19 protein-coding genes and 2 pseudogenes are annotated in these 19,711 nt (G+C 68.8%); 4 read left to right on the top strand and 17 right to left on the bottom strand.

The window, feature by feature from the left end; translation table 11 throughout:
* Positions 1-7 precede the first annotated feature (7 nt).
* The 4 genes and pseudogenes from E5S66_RS13905 to E5S66_RS05675 form a co-directional block, all read right to left on the bottom strand.
* Positions 8-751 (bottom strand): annotated as a pseudogene (locus E5S66_RS13905) (putative bifunctional diguanylate cyclase/phosphodiesterase); the annotation flags it as partial.
* Between the two features lie 69 nt (positions 752-820).
* A pseudogene (locus E5S66_RS13900) lies at positions 821-1,492 on the bottom strand (diguanylate cyclase domain-containing protein); the annotation flags it as partial.
* A gap of 650 nt (positions 1,493-2,142) precedes the next feature.
* Positions 2,143-3,069, bottom strand: a complete 927-nt coding sequence (locus E5S66_RS05680; protein ID WP_138348292.1) for a phosphate/phosphite/phosphonate ABC transporter substrate-binding protein — start codon at positions 3,067-3,069, stop codon at positions 2,143-2,145.
* 38 nt (positions 3,070-3,107) lie between these two features.
* Complete coding sequence (locus E5S66_RS05675) at positions 3,108-3,905, bottom strand: RNA methyltransferase (protein ID WP_138348289.1); 798 nt, start codon at positions 3,903-3,905, stop codon at positions 3,108-3,110.
* A gap of 96 nt (positions 3,906-4,001) precedes the next feature.
* Here E5S66_RS05675 and E5S66_RS05670 point away from each other — a divergent pair, with 96 nt between their 5' ends.
* Positions 4,002-4,823: an inositol monophosphatase family protein gene (locus E5S66_RS05670; protein WP_028838919.1), complete on the top strand. Its 822-nt coding sequence runs from the start codon at positions 4,002-4,004 to the stop codon at positions 4,821-4,823.
* A 94-nt stretch (positions 4,824-4,917) separates the two neighbouring features.
* Here the strand turns inward: E5S66_RS05670 and secF are convergent, their stop codons facing one another.
* The 6 genes from secF to E5S66_RS05640 form a co-directional block, all read right to left on the bottom strand.
* Entirely contained in the window at positions 4,918-5,880 is a 963-nt protein-coding gene (gene secF / locus E5S66_RS05665) for a protein translocase subunit SecF (RefSeq protein ID WP_028838918.1), read from the bottom strand.
* 12 nt (positions 5,881-5,892) lie between these two features.
* Positions 5,893-7,761 (bottom strand): protein translocase subunit SecD, encoded by a 1,869-nt coding sequence (secD, locus tag E5S66_RS05660; RefSeq protein WP_138348287.1) that lies wholly within the window; start codon positions 7,759-7,761, stop codon positions 5,893-5,895.
* Positions 7,762-7,816: 55 nt separating this feature from the next.
* Positions 7,817-8,158 (bottom strand): preprotein translocase subunit YajC, encoded by a 342-nt coding sequence (gene yajC, locus E5S66_RS05655; RefSeq protein ID WP_028838916.1) that lies wholly within the window; start codon positions 8,156-8,158, stop codon positions 7,817-7,819.
* A 106-nt stretch (positions 8,159-8,264) separates the two neighbouring features.
* Complete coding sequence (tgt, locus tag E5S66_RS05650; protein ID WP_138348285.1) at positions 8,265-9,389, bottom strand: tRNA guanosine(34) transglycosylase Tgt; 1,125 nt, start codon at positions 9,387-9,389, stop codon at positions 8,265-8,267.
* 138 nt (positions 9,390-9,527) lie between these two features.
* Positions 9,528-10,601, bottom strand: coding sequence for a tRNA preQ1(34) S-adenosylmethionine ribosyltransferase-isomerase QueA (queA, locus tag E5S66_RS05645; protein WP_138348283.1), 1,074 nt, complete (start codon positions 10,599-10,601; stop codon positions 9,528-9,530).
* Between the two features lie 11 nt (positions 10,602-10,612).
* Positions 10,613-11,044, bottom strand: a complete 432-nt coding sequence (locus E5S66_RS05640) for an Lrp/AsnC family transcriptional regulator (protein WP_138348281.1) — start codon at positions 11,042-11,044, stop codon at positions 10,613-10,615.
* Positions 11,045-11,184: 140 nt separating this feature from the next.
* Between E5S66_RS05640 and E5S66_RS05635 the strand changes: the two genes are divergently transcribed.
* Both E5S66_RS05635 and upp read left to right on the top strand, forming a co-directional pair.
* Entirely contained in the window at positions 11,185-12,678 is a 1,494-nt protein-coding gene (locus E5S66_RS05635; RefSeq protein WP_138348279.1) for an aminotransferase class III-fold pyridoxal phosphate-dependent enzyme, read from the top strand.
* A gap of 89 nt (positions 12,679-12,767) precedes the next feature.
* Complete coding sequence (gene upp, locus E5S66_RS05630) at positions 12,768-13,400, top strand: uracil phosphoribosyltransferase (RefSeq protein ID WP_138348277.1); 633 nt, start codon at positions 12,768-12,770, stop codon at positions 13,398-13,400.
* Between the two features lie 7 nt (positions 13,401-13,407).
* Here upp and E5S66_RS05625 read toward each other — a convergent pair whose 3' ends face one another.
* The 7 genes from E5S66_RS05625 to rsmD form a co-directional block, all read right to left on the bottom strand.
* The gene (locus E5S66_RS05625; protein WP_138348275.1) at positions 13,408-13,794 is read right to left on the bottom strand and encodes an MAPEG family protein; all 387 of its coding nucleotides are present in this window, start codon (positions 13,792-13,794) and stop codon (positions 13,408-13,410) included.
* 8 nt (positions 13,795-13,802) lie between these two features.
* Positions 13,803-14,693, bottom strand: coding sequence for an MBL fold metallo-hydrolase (locus E5S66_RS05620; RefSeq protein WP_138348273.1), 891 nt, complete (start codon positions 14,691-14,693; stop codon positions 13,803-13,805).
* Between the two features lie 24 nt (positions 14,694-14,717).
* Complete coding sequence (ggt, locus tag E5S66_RS05615) at positions 14,718-16,439, bottom strand: gamma-glutamyltransferase (RefSeq protein WP_138348271.1); 1,722 nt, start codon at positions 16,437-16,439, stop codon at positions 14,718-14,720.
* Positions 16,436-16,696 (bottom strand): YfhL family 4Fe-4S dicluster ferredoxin, encoded by a 261-nt coding sequence (locus E5S66_RS05610; protein ID WP_138348269.1) that lies wholly within the window; start codon positions 16,694-16,696, stop codon positions 16,436-16,438. The genes ggt and E5S66_RS05610 overlap by 4 nt, the downstream gene beginning before the upstream one ends.
* Before the next feature lie 149 nt (positions 16,697-16,845).
* A complete protein-coding gene (locus tag E5S66_RS05605; protein WP_138348267.1) occupies positions 16,846-17,334 on the bottom strand; it encodes a hypothetical protein in 489 nt (162 codons plus the stop codon).
* Between the two features lie 59 nt (positions 17,335-17,393).
* A complete protein-coding gene (gene coaD / locus E5S66_RS05600) occupies positions 17,394-17,894 on the bottom strand; it encodes a pantetheine-phosphate adenylyltransferase (protein WP_028838905.1) in 501 nt (166 codons plus the stop codon).
* A 4-nt stretch (positions 17,895-17,898) separates the two neighbouring features.
* Positions 17,899-18,513, bottom strand: a complete 615-nt coding sequence (rsmD, locus tag E5S66_RS05595; protein WP_138348265.1) for a 16S rRNA (guanine(966)-N(2))-methyltransferase RsmD — start codon at positions 18,511-18,513, stop codon at positions 17,899-17,901.
* 27 nt (positions 18,514-18,540) lie between these two features.
* Between rsmD and ftsY the strand changes: the two genes are divergently transcribed.
* Positions 18,541-19,686, top strand: coding sequence for a signal recognition particle-docking protein FtsY (ftsY, locus tag E5S66_RS05590; RefSeq protein ID WP_246037156.1), 1,146 nt, complete (start codon positions 18,541-18,543; stop codon positions 19,684-19,686).
* Positions 19,687-19,711 lie beyond the last annotated feature (25 nt).

Genomic DNA, 19,711 nt, shown 5'->3' with positions numbered 1-19,711 from the left:
GCTGCTGTCAGCCCAACTGGGCGACGAATTCCGGCCCGCCCATCGGGTGGCCCAGCCAGTAGCCCTGCACCAGGTCGCAGTCGCGCTCGCGCAGCAGTTCGAACTGCCCCGCCCGCTCCACGCCTTCGGCCACCACGGTGACGCCCATCGAATGCGCCATCGCCACGATCGCGCTGGTCAGGGCCAGGTCATCCGGGTCGCGCAGCAGGTCGGTGATGAAGCTGCGATCGATCTTCAGCCCATCCACCTGCACCCGCCGCAGGTGGCTGAGGCTGGAATAGCCGGTGCCGAAGTCGTCCAGCCACACCTTGACGCCCAGCCCGCGAAGGCGCGCCAGCAGCGCGGCGGCATTGGCCTCGTCGCTGATGACCGCGGTTTCGGTCAGCTCCAGGTGCAGCCGCTCCGGCGGCAGGCCGCTCTGCTGCAGCGCGTCCGCCACCTGCTGGAGCAGGTCGCCGCTGCGCAGCTGGCGGGCCGACACGTTGACCGACACGAATGGCGCCTCGCCGGCGCCGGCCGGCACCGGCCAGCTGGCCGCTTCGTGGCAGGCATTGCGCAGGGCCAGCAGGCCGATCGCCTCGATCAGGCCGCTCTGTTCGGCCACGTCGATGAACACCGACGGCGCGATCGCCCCGTCTTCCGGGTGGTTCCAGCGCAGCAGCGACTCCGCGCCGACCAGCACGCGGTCGCGGGTGCGGTAGATCGGCTGGTAGACCAGGGTCAGCTCGCCGCGCTCCCATGCGCCGCGCAGGTCGTGCTCCATGCGCACGCGCCGCTCGATCGCCTGATCCATGGTGCGGCTGTAGAAGCGGTAGCAGTTCTTGCCCGCCATCTTCGCCTGGTACATCGCGATGTCGCCGTTCTTCATCAGCAGCGAAGCGCTGCCGGCATCGTCCGGGAAGATCGCCACGCCCACCGATGTCCCCAGCAGCACCTGCCGCCCGTTCAGCAGCATCGGCTCGCTGAGCGACAGCACCAGCGCCTCGGCCAGCCGGATCGCCTTGCCGCGCACGTCGCCATCGGGTTCCGGGCCGCCGGGCTGCAGCAGGATCACGAATTCGTCGCCGCCGAACCGCGCCACCAGGGCATCCGCATCCTGCACCGCCAGCACCGCGCGCTCGATGCGCGCGGCCACCTGCAGCAGCACCTCGTCGCCAGCCTCGTGGCCGAGTGTGTCGTTGACGCGCTTGAAGTCGTCGATGTCGGCGAACAGCAGCGCCAGCTGGCAGCCGGTGCCCTGCTGCTCGCGCAGGCGCTGCTCCAGCGATTCGCGGAACGCGAGCCGGTTCGACAGCCCGGTCAGGGCATCGCTGTAGGCGACCCGGCGGATATCGCGGTCGTGTCGAACCACGCTTTCGCGCATGCGGCCGAAGGTGCGAATCAGGTCGCCCAGTTCGTCCTTGCGGCGGCTCTCCGGCACCGGGGATTCGAAGTCGCCGGCCTCGAACTGGCGGGCCGCATCGCCGAGCATGCGGATCGGCTTGACCAGCATCCGCTGCAGCACCCATGCGCCGATCAGCGCCAGCGTGCCGAACGCGCAGCACAGCAGCAGCAGCCAGTTCAGGCTGCGCTGATTGACGTCGTCGAAGCCGGCGCGCAGCCCGTCCAGCGCGCGTTCCTCGGCGCGCGCCGCGGTCGCCATCGAATAGCCGATGCGCACGCCGCCGAGGCGTTCGTCGCCGATCGTGATCGGGTAGGACACATCCAGCAGTTCGTCGGTCTGGCGGGTGTGCGGCCCCTTGGCGGCGACGATCTCGGCGGCAAAGCCGTCGTTCATCGGCTGGCCGAAGGCGGCGATGTCGCCCGAGCCGTCGTGCAGGATGCGGCCCTTGGGGTCGTAGACCAGCACGTAATCCACGTCAGGCACTCGCAGCGCGCTGCGGGTGAGGATTCCGATCGCGTCGAGATCGAAGTAGTACAGCGGGTTGGCCAGCGCGTCGGCGAGCTGCCGCACCTGCGCTTCGCCACCGGCCCGCATCTGCTCGGACAGCAGCGAGTGGGTGCTCTGGCGGGCGATGCCCACGACTTCGCGCTGGCTGCTCTGCTGGCGGTTCCACAGCATCACCATCATCAGCACGACGATGCCGAGTACCACCAGGATCCCGACCTGGAAGCGCAACTGCAGGTTCAACCCGGTTCGCTTCACTCGACCTCCGCGCGCACGCGCTGCACGCCGGTTGCCAGCTGCTCCAGCGCGCGGCGTTCGTCATCGTCGATCGGCACGAACCGCACCGTGTCCATGAACCGCCGCAGCGCCTCGACGGCCTCGGGGTCGTTGGCCGCATCCATCAGCACCTCGCGCAACCGGGCCTCCACTCTGGGATCCATGCCGCGACGCGTCAGTATCAGCGCGCGCGGCACGTCCGGGGTGCGCGCGATGACCCGGAAATCCTGGGAAAAGGTCGGCGGCATGCGGGCGGGATTGATCCAGTCCAGGTTGCTGAGCACCCCGGCGTCGACCATCCGCTTGTGCACCCAGGTGGTGATGTTCAGTTCGGTGCGGGCGAACACGTAGCCCACCCGGTCCGACGCCGGCTTGTCCATCGGCGACAGCAGCAGCTCAAGCGACTGGCCGTTCTCCAGCAGCTGCGCCGCCGGCAGGAAGTAGGCGCTGGTCGACAGCGGGCTCTGGAACGCCACGCTGCGCCCGGCAAGATCCTGCAGCGACTGCACCGGGCTGTCGCGACGGACGAAGAACAGGCTGTGGTAACGGGTGGCGCCCTCGCGCTCGCTGATCAGTAGCGAACGGGCCACGCCGCGGTATTCCAGCAGCGCGGCATTGCCAGCGGTCTCGTTGATCCAGTCGACCCGGCCACGCCGCAGGTAACTGGTCATCTGCTGCAGGTCCTTGGCCATCAGGATGCGGCCGCTGCGGATGCCGACCGAGGCCATCCGCGGAATCACGTAGTCGAGCAGCGGCTTGAGCTGGTCGTAGTGCGCCTTGGGATCGTCGCTGACCCTGCCCAGCACCAGCACGCTGGCGTCATCCGCGGAGGGCGTGCCCTGCGCGCGGGCAAACGGCGCCCACGCCAACAACAGGCACAGCAGCGCTGGCATCAGGCGGCGCATGGATGCGGACAATTCCCCATTTCTTCCCGGCGACGAGGCTAACCGATTTTGCCGTCGCTTGAACCCTCTCCGGCCAAACGCGCCATCCGTTGGGCATCGGCCAGCACGCCGCGCAGCAGGCGGATCTCGGCGCTGTCGAGGTTGGCGCGCAGGTACAGGCGTCGCAACTTGCGCATCGCCGACTCCGGCGCGCGCCCCTTGTGGAAATCGATCTGGTCCAGCGTCTCGGCCAGCTGCCCGAACAGGCCTTCCAGCTCGGCATGCGAGGCGACACCTTCGCCGGGCGGCGGCGTGCGCACGGCCTCCGGGGCGGCGCTGCCGGCCTCCCCCATCAGCGCGCAGCGCAGCTCGTAGCTGAGTACCTGCACCGCCGCGGCAAGGTTGAGCGAACTGAATGCCGGGTCGGACGGGATGTGCACCGCCGCGTGGCAGAGCTGCAGCTCGTCATTGTCCAGGCCGGTGCGTTCGCGCCCGAACACCAGCGCCACCGGCCCGCTGGCCGCCGCCAGCACCGCCCGCGCGCCGGCATCGCGCGGGTGCAGCGGCTCCAGCTGGATGCGCCGGCTGCGCGCGGTGGCGCCGAGTACCCAGCGGCAGTCGGCCACCGCCTCGGCCAGGGTGGCGAACACCGGCGCGGCCTCCACCAGGTCGTCCGCACCGGCGGCCATGGCCTGGGTATCGCGGTCCGGCGCCTTTTCCGGCGCCACCAGCACCAGCTTGGACAGCCCCATGGTTTTCATCGCCCGCGCCGCGGATCCGATGTTGCCGGGGTGCTGGGTGCCGACGAGGACGATGCGCAGCTGGTCGGCGAGTGCGGTGTTCGATGATGCATTCATGTGCGAATGGTAAACTTTGCAACCCGGCCGCTGCGCCGGGATTCGCTCTTTTCCGTCGTCGCCCCCTCCACCTCACTCGATCGAGGCGCTTTCGCCATGCAAAAACCCGTCGTCAACGTCATGGTCAAGGCAGCCCGAGCGGCCGGTGGCGTGCTCCTGCGCAACATGAACCGGCTCGACGCGATCAACGTGATCGAGAAGGACCGCCTGGACTACGCCAGCGAAGTGGACGAGCAGGCCGAGCAGGCGGTGGTCAAGGAACTGCGCCGCGCCTTCCCGGACGCCGGCTTCCTCGGCGAAGAAGGTGGCGCGCAGGGCCGCAAGGGCGGCACGCTGTTCGTGATCGACCCGCTCGACGGCACCAGCAATTACCTGCACGGCTTCCCGCACTGGTGCGTGTCGATCGCCATGGTCGAGCAGGGCGAAGTGCAGCACGGGGTGATTTTCGACCCGCTGCGCAACGAGCTGTTCACCGCCAGCCGCGGCAGCGGCGCGGTGCTCAACGACCGCCGCATCCGCGTCTCCGAGCGCAAGGACCTGAACGGCGCGATGCTGGGCACCGGCTTCGCCCCGCGCGAGCGCGCGAGCGCGCCGGCCCAGCTGGAATGCGTGCGGGAGCTGCTGCGCAGCGCCGAGGATATCCGCCGCACCGGTTCGGCCGCGCTCGACCTTGCCTACGTGGCCTGCGGCCGCAGCGACGGTTACTTCGAGGCCGGCGTGAAGCCGTGGGACATCGCGGCCGGCGTGCTGCTGGTGCGCGAAGCCGGCGGCCGGGTCAGCGATTTCAAGGGCGCAGCAACCGGCCCGATGGACGCGCGCGGCATCCACAGCCGCCAGCTGTTGGCCGGCAACCAGAAGCTCAGCATCGAGCTGCAGAAGGTGATCGTGCAGTCCGGCTACGCCGCCGCGTTCGGCTGATCCCGCCGCCCGTCGCCAACGAAAAGGCCGCGCATCGCTGCGCGGCCTCTTCTTTTGTACTTCGCCCCGCACAAGGCGGGGCAAAGGCAAGCACTTAAGGACGACGCGCCAGCTCGGCGTGGTCCTTGGCCTTCGGCATCAGGTCCTGCTTGCTCACCCGCAGCGGGCCCATGGTCAGCAGCGCGCCGGAGATGAAGATCGACGACAGCGTGCCGATCACGATGCCGATCATCTGCGATTCGGCCATGCCGCGCAGCGAGTCGCCGCCGTAGATGTACAGCGCCAGCGAGGTCAGGAAGGCCACGAACGACACGATCACGGTACGCGAGAGCGTCTGGTTGACCGACTTGTTCAGGATCTCCACCGGGTCTGCGCGCATGCTGCGGAAATTCTCGCGCACGCGGTCGAACACCACGATGGTGTCGTTGATCGAGAAGCCCATCACCGACAGGATGCCGGCCAGCACGTTGAGATCGAATTCGTGCCCGCTGATCGCGAACCAGCCGGCGCAGACGATGACGTCATGCATGGTGCCGATGGTGGCGGCGATCGCGAACTTCTTCTCGAACCGCATCGAGATGTAGGCCAGGAAGCCGATGATCACGAACAGCACCGCGTACATGCCGTTCAGGGCCAGATCCTTGCCGACCTGGGCGCTGATCACCGAGCTGCTGCGCTTGCTGGCGGGGTTGCCGGCCAGCGAGGCCGCCTTGGCCACCGCGTCGCCGATGCTGCTGGCGCGGTCGGCGCCGCCTTCCTGGGTGCCCTCGGCCTGCAGGCGCACCAGCAGGTCGTTGCCGCTGCCGAAGTTCTGCACCTGCGCGCCGCCGAAGCCAGCCGCGTCCAGCTGCTTGCGCACCGTGTCGACGTCAGGGGCCTTGTCGTAGCGCAGCTCCACGCCGATGCCACCGGTGAAATCCAGCGCGAAATTGAAGCCGCGCGTGACCATGGCGCCTATCGAGACGACCATCAGCAGGACGGCGATCGATACCGACACCCATCGCATCCGCATGAAATCGATGCTGCTGTCGTAGGGGAACACATTGAACGGTTTCATTTACGTGCTCCTTTAGATCGCGACCGACTTCAGCTTGCGCTTGCCGCCGTAGATCAGGGTGGCGATGCCGCGCGAGACCGACACCGCGGTGTAGGCGGAAGTGATGATGCCGAGCATGGTGGTCATGCCGAAGCCCCTCAGCGGGCCGCTGCCGAACGCGAACATGGCAAGGCCGGCGAGGAAGGCGGTGACGTTGGCATCGAGGATGGTGCCGGACGCGCGGTCGTAGCCTTCGGCGATCGCCTTCTGTGGCGGCAATCCCAATCGCAATTCCTCGCGGATGCGCTCGTTGATCAGCACGTTGGCGTCCACCGACATGCCCACCGTCAGCGCGATGCCAGCAAGGCCCGGCAGACTCATGGTGGCACCGATCACCGACATCAGCGCGAACACCATCATCAGGTTGATCAGCAGCGCAAGGCAGGTGACCAGACCGAACACCCGGTAGTAGAACAGGAAGAACACCAACGCGAACACGAACGAGGAGCCCACTGCCAGCAGGCCGCGTTCGATGTTTTCCCGGCCCAGGCTGGGGCCGATGGTGCGCTCGTCGACGAAGTCCATCGGCGCCGCCAGCGCACCTGCGCGCAGCAGCAGCGCCAGGTCGGAGGCTTCCTTCATGCTTTCCAGGCCGGTGGTCTGGAACTCCTTGCCCAGCGTGCCCTGGATGGTGGCGACCGAGATGACCTGCTCGCTGGTGCGGGTGGTATGCACCTCCTTGCCGTCGATGATCTTCACCTCGGGGATGCGCTCGATGTACACCACCGCCATCGGCTTGCCGACGTGGGCGCTGGAGTAGTCGAACATCCGCTGGCCGCCGACCGCGTTCAGGCGCACCCGCACGGCCGGCGTGCCGCTTTGCGAATCGAAGAACGACGAGGCGCTCTGCAGCTGCTCGCCCGAGGTGATCACGCGCTTGTTGAGCAGCACCGGCAGCGGCTTGCCATCCGGGCCGATTTCCTTGCGGGCGTAAACGCGCGCTTCCGGCGGCACGTTGCCGGTGTCGCGCGCCTCGACCGCATTGCCCTCGACCACGCCGCGGTATTCCAGGGTCGCGGTGGCACCGAGGATGCGCTTGGCCTGCGCGGTGTCCTGCACGCCGGGCAGCTGCACCGCCACGCGGTCGGCGCCCTGGCGCTGGATGATCGGTTCGGCCACGCCCAGTTCGTTGATGCGGTTGCTGAGGGTGCCGATGTTCTGCTGCACCGCGTCGGTCAGGATCTTGTCCAGCTCGGCCTCGGGGATGCGCACGCTCAGCGTCTCGCCTTCGGCCTCGATCTGGTAGGTCGGCATGTCGCGGCCGATCAGGCCGCGTGCTTTCGCCATGTCCTGGCCTGCGCCAAGCTTGGCGACCACGGTGCCGCCGGCGGTGGGTTCGACCGAGATGTAGCGGATGCGGTTGTCGCGCAGCAGGCTGCGGATGTCCTCGGCGGTGGCTTCGAAGCGCTTGGTCAGCGCCGCCTGCCGGTCCACCTGCATCAGGAAATAGACGCCGCCGCGCAGGTCCAGGCCCAGGAACATCGGCTTGGCGCCCAGCGCCTGCATCCACGCAGGCACGGTGGATGCCTGGTTCAGCGCCACCACGTAGCTGCTGCCCAGTTCGCCGCGGACGATATCGGCCACCCGGGTCTGCACGTCATCGCTGGCGGTGCGCACCAGCAGGTTGCCGTCCTTGTCGATCTCGCTGCCGACAACCGCGATCGACGCCTGCTTCAGCAGGCCATCGACGCGCTGCTTCAGCGCTTCATCGATCTTCGCGCCGCGGTTGGCGGTGATCTGCACGGCGGGATCCTGCGGGAACGCGTTCGGCACCGCGTACAACACGCTGAGCGCCAGCGTCAGCAGGATCAACAGGTATTTCAGGCGGGAATATTCAAGCATCGCGGCACCCCGCGCACGCCCCCGGGGGCGCACGCCTCTTGCGGCTGGGAATGGATCAGGCGGACTTCAACGTGCCCTTGGGCAGAACGCTGGCGATGGCGCCCTTCTGCACGCGCAGCTGCACGCCGCTGGCCACTTCGACGGTGATGAAGGCATCGCTCATCGCCACCACGGTGCCGGCAATGCCGCCGCTGGTGATGACTTCGTCGCCCTTGGACAGCTTGTCCAGCATCGCCTTGTGCTCCTTCTGGCGCTTCATCTGCGGGCGGATCATCAGGAAATACATGATCGCGATCAGGATGACCGGGAACAGCAGGGTGGACATCATGCTGGGGGCGGCGGCGGGAGCGGCGGCCTGAGCATTGGCAACGGGAATCAGGAAATCGAGCGGGTTCATCGGGAATCCGTGGTCAGCGAAAACAAAAGGTCTGGCCGAGGCCAGCCGGGGATTATGCCACGCCCGGGCCCGACCCCTCCCCTGCCACAGGGGGTCGGGGGAGCCATCAGCCGCGCATGGCGTAGAAAGACTCGCGGAACTCCGTGAAAGTTCCCGCCGCGATGGCATCCCGCATCTGGGCCATCAGTCGCTGGTAGTAGCGCAGGTTGTGCAGCGTGCCCAGCATCGGCGCCAGCATTTCGTTGCAGCGGTCGAGGTGGCGCAGGTAGCTGCGGCTGAAGCCGCCGGCGCAGGCCACGCAGTCGCAACCCTCTTCGATCGGCCGCAGGTCGTGCTCGTACTGGCTGTTGCGCACGCGCACCACGCCGGTGGAGGTGAAGAAATGGCCGTTGCGGGCGTTGCGGGTCGGCATCACGCAGTCGAACATGTCGATGCCGCGCGCCACCGCCTCCACCAGGTCCTCCGGCCGCCCCACCCCCATCAGGTAGCGCGGGCGGTCGCCCGGCAGTTGCGGACAGGTGTGGTCGAGCATGGCGTTGCGCTCGTCCTCGCTCTCGCCCACCGCCAGCCCACCCACGGCGTAGCCGTCGAAGCCGATCTGCTGCAGGCCTTGCGCCGACAGCGTGCGCAGGTCGTGGTGCACGCCGCCCTGGACGATGCCGAACAGCGCCGCATCGTTGCCTTCGTGCGCCTTCTTCGAGCGTTCGGCCCAGCGCAGCGACAGCTCCATCGACTTCTCGACCACCCGCCGGTGCACCGGCTCGCCGTCCTTGCCGTTCACCGGCGGACACTCGTCGAAGATCATCACGATGTCGCTGCCCAGCACCTTCTGGATGTGCATGGACTCTTCCGGGCCGAGGAAGACCTTGCGGCCGTCGATGGGCGCGGCGAAGGTCACGCCGGCCTCGGTGATCTTGCGGCGGTGCGCCAGCGAGAACACCTGGAAGCCGCCGGAGTCGGTCAGGATCGGCCCGTCCCAGCGGGCGAAGCCATGCAGGCCGCCGTGCGCTTCGATCACTTCGAGACCGGGCCGCAGGAACAGGTGGAAGGTGTTGCCGAGGATGATCTGCGCGCCGAGGTCGCGCACCTGCTGCGGCAGCACGCCCTTGACCGAACCGTAGGTGCCCACCGGCATGAATGCCGGCGTCTCGATGACGCCGCGCGGGAAGGTGATGCGGCCGCGGCGGGCGGCGCCATCGGTTTTAAGAAGCTCGAAGAACATGCGGCTCATGGGATATCGCCTGCGTCGGTACCGGCCATGGGGTACTCCTTGTCGGCGCGGGGGAACCTCCTGTTCCACGCGCCGTCGCGCGCCATCCATGGCGCGCTCTTCGGAGCACCCCATGGCCGGCACCGCCGCGTGGAGGATTCAGCGCGCATCGGTCGCCTCCGGCCACAGCAACATCGCATCGCCGTAGCTGAAGAAGCGGTAGCGCTGGCGCACCGCGTGTTCGTAGGCCGCGAACATCCGCTGCTTGCCGGCGAATGCCGACACCAGCATCAGCAGGGTCGATTCGGGCAGGTGGAAATTGGTCATCAGCCCATCGATGCTGCGGATCCTGTAGCCGGGGAAGATGAAGATGCTGGTATCGCCAGCGAACGGCAAAAGTTCGCCATCGACCATCGCGCTCTCCAACGCGCGCACCACCGTGGTGCCCACGGCAATCACCCGTCCGCCGGCGGCGCGCGCCCGCCGCACCTTGGCGACGAGTTCCGCACCGACGTTGATCCATTCGCTGTGCATGCGGTGGTTGTGCACGTCGTCCACCCGCACCGGCTGGAAGGTGCCGGCGCCGACGTGCAGGGTGACGTGGCCGAACTCGACCCCGCGCGCGCGCAGCGCGTCCAGCAACGTCTCGTCGAAATGCAGGCCGGCAGTGGGCGCGGCCACGGCGCCGGTTTCGCGCGCGAACACGGTCTGGTAGCGCTCGGCGTCGGCCGCATCCGGGCGGCGTTCGATGTAGGGCGGCAGCGGCAGCTGGCCGGCGTGCTGCAGCCATGCCTCCAGTGGGTCATCGACATGGAAGCGCAGCTGCCAGAAACCGTCATCGAGGCGCGCCAGCACCTCCGCCTCGCCGCCCGCATCCAGCGCGACCCGGCTGCCGACCTGCGGCGGCTTGCTCACGCCCAACTGCACCCGCGCCTCGTTATCCGGCAACAGACGCTCGATCAGGATCTCCACCCGCCCGCCGGTGGCCTTGGCACCGAACAGCCGCGCCGGGATCACCCGGGTGTCGTTGAACACCAGCAGGTCGCCCGGCAGCAGCAGCGACGGCAGGTCGCGCACGTGCAGGTCGGCGAAGGGGGCATCGCCCGGCGGCACGTGCAGCAGGCGGCTGGCCGAACGCTCGGGCAGCGGCGCCTGGGCGATCAGCTCCTGCGGCAGGTGGTAGTGGAAATCGGAGGTCTTCAAAGGCGCGGGTGCGGCGAGGGAGCCGCGCATTGTATGTCGCGTCAGCGTTCGAACTTGGTTGAAAGGACGATCGAGGTATTGGTGCGCTCCACCCCGTCGATGACGCCGATGCGGTCGGTCAGCACGTCCATCTCGCCGACCGTGGCGGTGACCGCCAGCGCGATCAGGTCGTTGTCGCCGCTGATCGAATACAGAACCCGCACCTCGTGCATTGCCTGCAGCGCCTTTACCACCGCGGTCATCTGCTTGGGCCGCAGGGTGATGAGGATGTGCGCGCGGATGCGGCTGCGCTCCAGTTCGTCGTCCACCCGCACGGTATAGCCGCGGATCACGCCCTGCTGTTCCAGCCGCGCGATGCGGTTCTGCACGGTGGTGCGCGACAGCCCCAACCGGCGGGCGATGTCGGCGGTGGCGGCGCGGGCGTCCTCTCGGAGCAGGGACAGCAGCTGTTCGTCGGCAGGGGAAATTCGCATATCGCCGAATGATAACGGCGTTCCGCCCATTTTGCTCGGCGGACAAGGCGAATTCACCCTACCGAATGACGCCAATCCCGCCATAATGTGGGTTTCGCCAGCCGCGGTCCCGCGGCCCGGCCCTGGACGGGAGACCCTATATGAGCCTGATCGACACCCTCGCCCCGCTGCGCGCCCACGGCAAGGTCCGCACCGTCGGCCTGGACGACGCCGTCATCCTCGATTTCGCCGCGCGCGACCCGCAGCTGGGCGAAGCCATCGCCGCCGCGGCCGCCGAATACGCGCGGATCGGCGAGGAGTTCCCGGAGCTGCTGGGGCTGGACGAAAACGCCCAGGCCGCGCAGGTGCAGGCCGATTTCATCAACTTCTACGCCGCCGATGCCACCAACCCCTACGTGGCGCTGGCCGCGCGTGGCCCCTGGATCGTCACTCTGAAGGGCGCCGTGCTGTACGACACCGGCGGCTACGGCATGCTGGGCCTGGGCCACGCGCCGCAGGCGGTGCTGGATGCGATGGCCAAGCCGCAGGCGATGGCCAACATCATGACCCCCAACGTCTCCCAGCTGCGCTTCACCCGCGCCATGCGCAGGGAGATTGGCCAGACCCGTGGCGGCTGCCCCTACACCGCTTTCATGTGCCTGAACTCCGGCTCCGAGTCGGTGTCGCTGGCCTCGCGCATCGTCGATGCCAACGCCAAGACCCAGACCGACGCCGGTGCCCGCCACGCCGGCAGGGCGATCAAGCGGCTGGTGGTGAAAGGCGCCTTCCACGGCCGCACCGAGCGCCCGGCGCTGTACTCCGACTCCAGCCGCAAGACCTACCTGCAGCACCTGGCCAGCTTCCGCGGCGAGGACACGGTGCTGACCGTGGCGCCGTACGACAAGGACGCGCTGCGCAAGGTCTTCGCCGAGGCCGATGCCAACGGCTGGTTCATCGAGGCGATGTTCCTCGAGCCCGTCATGGGCGAAGGCGACCCCGGCCGCAGCGTGCCGGTGGACTTCTACAACCTGGCCCGCGAGCTGACCCGCGCCCACGGCAGCCTGCTGCTGGTCGACTCGATCCAGGCCGGCCTGCGTGCCACCGGCTACCTGTCGATCGTGGACTACCCCGGCTTCGCGCAGGTCGAGGCGCCGGACATGGAAACCTATTCCAAGGCGCTCAACGCCGGCCAGTACCCGCTGTCGGTGCTGGCGGTCAGCGAGGCCGCGGCCGACATCTACAAGCGCGGCCTGTACGGCAACACCATGACCGCCAACCCGCGCGCGCTGGACGTGGCCTGCACCGTGCTGGCCTCGCTGACGCCGGAACTGCGCGCCAACATCCAGCAGCGCGGCCGCGACGCCGTGGCCCTGCTGGAAGCGCTGCAGGCCGAACTGGGCGGCCCGATCACCAAGGTGCAGGGCACCGGCCTGCTGTTCTCCTGCGAACTGACCAAGCAGTTCAAGGGCTACGGCGCCGGTTCCACCGAGGAATGGATGCGCGAGCACGGCATCGGCGTGATCCACGGCGGCGAGAACTCGCTGCGCTTCACCCCGCAGTTCGCGGTCACCAGGGAAGAACTGGAACTGGTGGTCAACGTGGTCAAGCGCGCGCTGCTGGAAGGCCCGCGGGTGTCCCAGGCCGCGGCGGCCTGAACCGGCGCATTTGCGACGATGCAATGCAGCGGGGCGGCCATTGGCCGCCCCGTTTGTTTTTGCGTGCGCTGTCCGGCTAGGCTTGCGCCATGAAGACCATCACCGTCGACCATCCGCTGGTTCGCCACAAGCTAGGCAAGCTGCGCGACATCGCCACCGACCCGGTGCACTTCCGCCAGCTGGCCGGCGAGATCGCAGGCTTGCTGGCATTCGAAGCCACCCGCGACCTGCCCACCGAACCGATGACCGTGCAGACCTGGGCCGGCCCGCTGCAGGTCGAGCACGTGCGCGGCGAAGACCTGACCCTGGTGCCGATCCTGCGCGCCGGCCTCGGTTTCCTGCCCGGCGTGCAGGCGCTTCTGCCGGCGGCCCCGGTCAGCGTGATCGGGCTGCGTCGCAACGAGGCCACGCATCGCCCCGAGGGCTATTACCAGCGCCTGGCCGACCGCATGGACCAGCGCACCGCGCTGCTGATCGACCCGATGCTGGCCACCGGCGGCAGCGCCGCGGCGGCCGTCAGCATGCTCAAGCAGGCGGGCTGCCCGCGGATCAAGTGCATCTTCCTGGTCGCCGCCCCGGAAGGACTGGCGGTGCTGGAAGCCGAACATCCCGACATCGAAGTGTTCGTTGCCGCCATCGACGAGCGGCTGGACGAGAACGCCTACATCCGCCCCGGCCTGGGCGATGCCGGCGACCGCCTGTTCGGGACGCCGGTGGACTGAGCGCGGCTCAGCGCAGCGCCAGCCAGAGCCCGGCCAGCGCCATCAGCAGGAACACCAGCCAGGTCAGCGCGGTGCCCCAGAAGCGGCCGAACGAATAGCCGCCGCCGCGCGACAACCCCAGCGCGTGCAGCACCCGCCCCAGCAGCAGCGCGCCGCCGAAGCCCCAGGTCGCCACGGCCGGCAGCCCGCACAGTTCCAGCAGCGCCAGCACCAGCAGCGCGAACGGCGCGTGCTCGACGAAGTTGCCGTGCACCCGGATCCGGCGCGCCAGCAGCTTGTCGCCGCCATCGCCCAAGCCGATCTTGTGGGCGTGACGATGCCGTGAGATCGGCACCAGCAGGGCCAGCATCAGCAGCACGTGCAGGGCGGCGAACAGCAGGGTGATCTTCGGCATCGCGGTGCTCAGGCGGTCAGGGTGCGGGCGTGCAGTTCGGGATGCTCGTGCGCGGTGCCGAACTTCCCCTTTTCATCGCGCACCACCTGCGCCAGCGCGCAGCCGGGATCATGGGTGAAGAACAGGTGCACGCCGCGGGCCAGCTTGTCTTCGAGGAATTCGCGCTTCTCGTCGATCAGCAGCTCTGCGTTGCGGTCGTAGCCCATGGTGATCGGCACGTGCACCCACGGCCGGCCGGGGATCAGGTCGGCGCAGAAGACCACGCCGCCGTGCGGCTGCCCCTCCACCGTTTCGGCGCCGACGATCTCCGCCAGCATCAGCCCCGGCGTGTGGCCGTCGCTGTGGTGGAAGCGCACGGCCTCGCCCAGCGCCTGCGAATAATCGCCGTCCACCAGCTCCAGCCGGCCGCTGGCCTGCAGCAGCGCCGGCAGCTCGGGGATGAAGCTGGCGCGGTCGCGCGGGTGCGGATGCAGCGCGCGTTGCCAGTGCTGCGCGCCGACCACGAAGGTGGCGTTGGGGAACAGCAGCTCCGGCGCGCGGCCTTCCGCCCACGGCGCCAGCAGGCCGCCGACGTGGTCGAAGTGCAGGTGCGAGAGCACCACCACGTCGATGTCCTCGTGGCTGAAGCCGGCGCTGGCCAGCGAATCCAGCAGCACGTGGCGGTCTTCCACCACGCCGTAACGCTCGCGCAGCGCCGGCGCGAAGAATGCGCCGATGCCGGTTTCGAACAGCACGGTCTTGCCGTTGAGCGGACTGGCCAGCAACGCGCGGCAGGCAAGGTCGATGCGGTTGTGCGCATCCACCGCCATCCAGCGTTCCCACAGCGCGCGCGGCGCGTTGCCGAACATCGCGCCACCGTCGAGCTTCTGCGAATTGCCCAGGATCGACCAGAGTTTCATGGCGGGAACGTACCCCTCGCTGCGTTACGGCTGCGGCAGCACGGCTGCCTTGCCTTCCGGGTAGCGCGGGTCGCTGCCGCCGCGCAGGAGGTTGCCGTCGCGCACCCACTCCACCGTCTGCAGGTTGCCCCAGACATGGCTGGAACCGCGCCCGCCTTCGGCTTCCGCCGGCGGCAGGTCAAGCGTGTGGCCCATCGCCCGCAGCGCGTCCGCGGCCTGCGCCGAGATCGCGCCCGGTTCGGCACCGATCACGTCCGGCAACCACTGGTGGTGGTAGCGCGGCAGCGCGGCCACCTGCTGCGCATCCAGTCCGGCGTCGTAGCCGAGGATGCCCAGCAGGACCATGGTGATGATGCGGCTGCCGCCCGGCGTGCCCAGTACCACCACCTTGTCCTTCGATTCCATGAAGGTCGGGGTCATCGAGCTGAGCATGCGCTTGCCGGGCTTGGGCGCGTTGGCTTCATAGCCCATCACCCCGAATGCGTTGGGGGTGCCGGGCTTGAGCGCGAAGTCGTCCATCTCGTTGTTGAGCAGCACGCCGGTGCCCGGCGGCACCAGCCCGGAGCCGAACAGCAGGTTCACCGTCTGGGTGGCGGCAACCCGGTTGCCCTCGGCGTCGATGATCGAGAAATGGGTGGTTTCCTCGTCTTCCAGCGGCGTGGGCTGGCCCGACAGCAGGTTGCTGGGGGTGGCCTTGGCGGGATTGATGGTGGCGCGCAGCCCGGCGGCGTAGTCGGCGCTGGTCAGCAGCCGTTGCGGCACCTGCACGAAGTCGGGATCGCCGAGGTAGAACGTGCGGTCGCGGAAGGCGCGGCGCATCGATTCCACCACCAGGTGCACGCGTTCGGCCTCCGGCATCGCCTTGAGGTCGTAGGGCTCGAGGATCTGCAGCATCTGCGCCAGCGCGATGCCGCCCGAGGACACCGGCGGCGCGGTGACGATGTCCCAGTCGTGGTAGCGGAAGCGGATCGGCTCACGCTCTTTCACCCGGTAGCCAGCCAGCTCGTCCAGCCGCCACTGCCCGCCCTGCGCGTTGACGCCGGCCACCAGCTTGCTGGCGGTGGTGCCGCGGTAGAAGCCATCGAAGCCCTGCGCGGCCAACCGCTGCAGGGTGGCGGCCAGGTCGGGCTGGCGCAGCAGGTCGCCTTCGGCGATCGGCTTGCCATTCGGCGAGAACACCGCGCGGGTGCCGGGGTAGCGATCCATCACCTTGCGCTTGGCCGCGTAGCCGCGCGCCATCCGCGCGTACACGGGGAAGCCGTCGCGGGCGATCCGGATGGCCGGGGCCAGCGACTGCGACAGCGGCAGGCGGCCGTATTTTTCCGCCACGTGCACCAGCATCGCCGGCAGACCGGGGATGCCGGCCGCCCACGGCCCGTTCTGGGCGCGGTCGGGATCGAGATTGCCGTCCTTGTCGAGGAAGCGCTCGGGCGTGGCCGAAGCCGGCGAGGTTTCGCGCGCGTCCACGAACACGTCGCGCCCGCTCCGGGCGTCATGCAGCAACCACAGGCCGCCGCCGCCCAGCCCGGAGCTGATCGGCTCGACCACAGACAATGCCGCCGATACCGCTACCGCGGCGTCGAAGGCGTTGCCACCCCTGCCGATCACCTCGATGCCGGCGTCGGTGGCCAGCGTGTGTGCGGACGCGATCGCGGCGCCGGGCGGATGCGCGGCCGGATCGACGGGAGCAGCGGTTGCCGCCAGTGGCAGCAGCAGGGCGAACAGCAGCGACGCGATACGCTTCATTCGGTGACTCCTTGGGCACGCAGCCGGAACAGCTTGGCCAGCAATTGTTCCTCCGATTCCGGATGTTCCGGATCGGGATCGATGCATTCCACCGGACAGACCGCCACGCACTGCGGCTCGTCGAAATGGCCAACGCACTCGGTGCACAGGCCGGGATCGATCACGTAGATCTCCGGCCCCATCGAGATCGCCTTGTTCGGGCAGACCGGTTCGCAGACGTCGCAGTTGACGCAGAGCTCGTTGATCTTGAGCGCCATTTCCTTCCCGTGATTCTGGGCCGCCGACGCCGGACCGTGGCCAGGCCCGGCGCGCGTCCCGCATGGCGCATCGCGGGCATGGCCCGCGCGGACCGCGCCCCGCGACGGGCCACGGGGGCACGCCGGTGCGGGGCGCGAGCGCCGCTAACTCATTTTGCTTCTTCGAAGATGTAGTTGACGCCGGCCGGCTCGACCGCCGCCTTGACCCGCTCGCCCAGGATCGGGGTGCCGATGAAGACCACCTTGACGCCGTTCATGGTGCCCGGCGCGACCTGCTTGAACGCGGTCTCGATCATCTCGACTTCCTTCTCCGGCACCGGCGATGCGAACACCAGCATGTTGCCTTCGGTGATGCCGCGGCCCAGGTCCGTTTCCAGCTTCTCCAGCTGGCGCTCGTACTTGCCGCCGAAATCCTCGGTGTCGTTCTTGGGCAGGAAGTACACGAACGGGCTGTTGGTGATGCCGCCCATGTGCGGGATCAGCTTGTACTGCAGGTAGGGCACCCAGTCCTTCTGCTCGCCGCTGGTCGGCAGCGGGACGGCGGCAACGGCCTCGGTCTTGGGGGCTTCTTCCTTCTTGCAGGCGGTGAACGGCAGTGCGAGGCAGGCGACGACGAGCAGGCGGGACAACATGTTCATGGACTTTCCCCGGGGCATGGCAGTGGCGATGGATACAACGTTGGCATGCGGATCGCGGATCATTTCGACCCGCCCCGCCATTGCGCTTCGAGCGCCGCCACGACCGCGGCGGGCACGAAGCCGGACACATCGCCGCCAAGGCGCGAAATCTCGCGCACCAGCGACGACGAAATGAAACCGTATTGCTCGGCCGGGGTCAGGAACAGCGTCTCGACCTCGGGGATCAGGTGGCGGTTCATGCTTGCCATCTGGAATTCGTATTCGAAATCGGACACCGCGCGCAGGCCGCGCAGCAGCACGCCGGCACCGCATCCGCCGACGAAATGCGCCAGCAGCGAGTCGAAACCGCGCACCTCCACGTTGGGATGATGGCCCAGCGCCTCGCGCGCCAGCGCGACGCGCAGATCCAGCGGCAGCGCCGGCCCCTTGCTGGGGCTTGCAGCCACGCCGACGACGAGCTTCTCGAACAGCGGCGCCGCCCGGTTCACCAGGTCCAGATGGCCGTTGGTGATCGGGTCGAAAGTGCCGGGATAGACCGCGATGCGGGCCGCCGCGCTCATGTCGTCAAGGTTTCGCCGCGTTCTGGATGCCCGGAAGTGTAACCCGCCGGTAAAGCGCGTAGCGCACGTCGCGGGTGCCGCTTTCGCGATGCAGTGCCCATTCCGCGGGCAGATCCGGCGCGCATTCGGCCGGACTTTCGAGATAAATCCATGCCTCCGCCGCCAGCCGCGCCGGCAGCAGCTCCAGCACCGCCGGCCACAGCCCGGCCGCGAACGGCGGGTCGACGAAGGCGATGTCCCACGGTTCTCCGGAGTCGTCGCGCAGGAAAGCCAGCGCATCGCCGCGCCGCACCGCCACCCTGCCCTGCGCATCCAGCCGCGCCGCCGCACCCGCCAACGCCTGCGCCAGCGCGCCGTCGGCTTCCACCAGCTGCACATGGGCCGCGCCGCGCGAGGCCGCTTCCAGCCCCAGCGCACCGCTGCCGGCGAACAGGTCCAGCACGCGCGCACCCGGCAGCACCGGCTGCAGCCAATTGAACAGGGTTTCGCGGACGCGGTCGGAGGTGGGCCGCAGACCGGGCCGGTCTGGCACAGGCAGACGCGTGCCGCGCCACTGGCCGGCGATGATGCGGACGCTGCCGACGCCGCCCGCGGCGGGCTTGCCACGGCGCGCGTTCATCGGGGCGAACAGGGGGCGAGTGCTAACATGACCGCCATTCTCCGACATTCCCACGGCCTCATGGTCAGCTGGTTCCGCCGCAAGAAACCCGACGCGCAAACCCCCACGCCGGAAGCGGCCCAGCCCCCCGTTGCGAATGCCACCCCGGCCGAGCTTCCGGCGGATGCGCCGACGTCGGCGCCACTGCTGCCCGAGCCCGAGATCCTAGACGTTGCGGCCGCCGAGCCTGCGCACTCCGAACCCGCAGCGGCCGGCAAGACCGGCTGGCGCGAACGCCTGCGCGGCAGTGCCTTCGCGCGCAGCTTCAGCGGCCTGTTCTCGCGCAACCCCAAGCTCGACGACGAGCTGCTGGACGAAATCGAAACCGCCCTGCTCACCGCCGACGTCGGCGTGACCGCCAGCACCGCGCTGGTGGAATCGCTGCGCAAGCGCATGAAGGCACGCGAATTCGCCGATGCCAATGCGCTGTTGAAAGCGCTGCGCGCCGACCTGATCGCGCTGCTGGTGCCGGTGGCGAAGCCGCTGCAGATCGATGCTTCGAAGAAGCCTTTCGTGCTGCTGACCATCGGCGTCAACGGCGTCGGCAAGACCACCACCATCGGCAAGCTGGCCCGCCGCTACAAGGACGAGGGCCGCAGCCTGATGCTGGCGGCCGGCGATACCTTCCGCGCCGCCGCGGTCGCGCAGCTGCAGGCCTGGGGCGAGCGCAACGGCGTGGCCGTCGTGGCGCAGGGCCAGAACGCGGATGCCGCCTCGGTGGCGTTCGATGCGCTGCAGGCGGCGAAGTCGCGCGGCGTGGACGTGCTGATCGCCGATACCGCCGGCCGTCTGCACACCCAGGGCGGACTGATGGACGAGCTGGCGAAAGTGGCGCGGGTGCTGCGCAAGCTCGACGCCGAAGCGCCGCACGAGGTGCTGATGGTCATCGACGGCACCACCGGCCAGAACGCGATCAACCAGGTCCGCAAGTTCAACGAGAAGATCCCGGTCACCGGGCTGGTGGTCACCAAGCTCGACGGCACCGCCAAGGGCGGCGTGGTGTTCGCGCTGGCCCGCGAGTTCGGCATTCCGATCCGCTACGCCGGCATCGGCGAACGCCCGGAAGACCTGCGCGTGTTCGATGCCGAGGCCTTCGTCGATGCGCTGCTGCCAGCCGAGTTGGGGCGGGCCTGAACCGGCCGGCCGCGCGAAGCGCCTG

This window comes from Thermomonas fusca (assembly GCF_005862345.1).
GTDB lineage: Bacteria > Pseudomonadota > Gammaproteobacteria > Xanthomonadales > Xanthomonadaceae > Thermomonas > Thermomonas fusca.
This window is presented reverse-complemented; position numbering and strand designations above follow the sequence as displayed.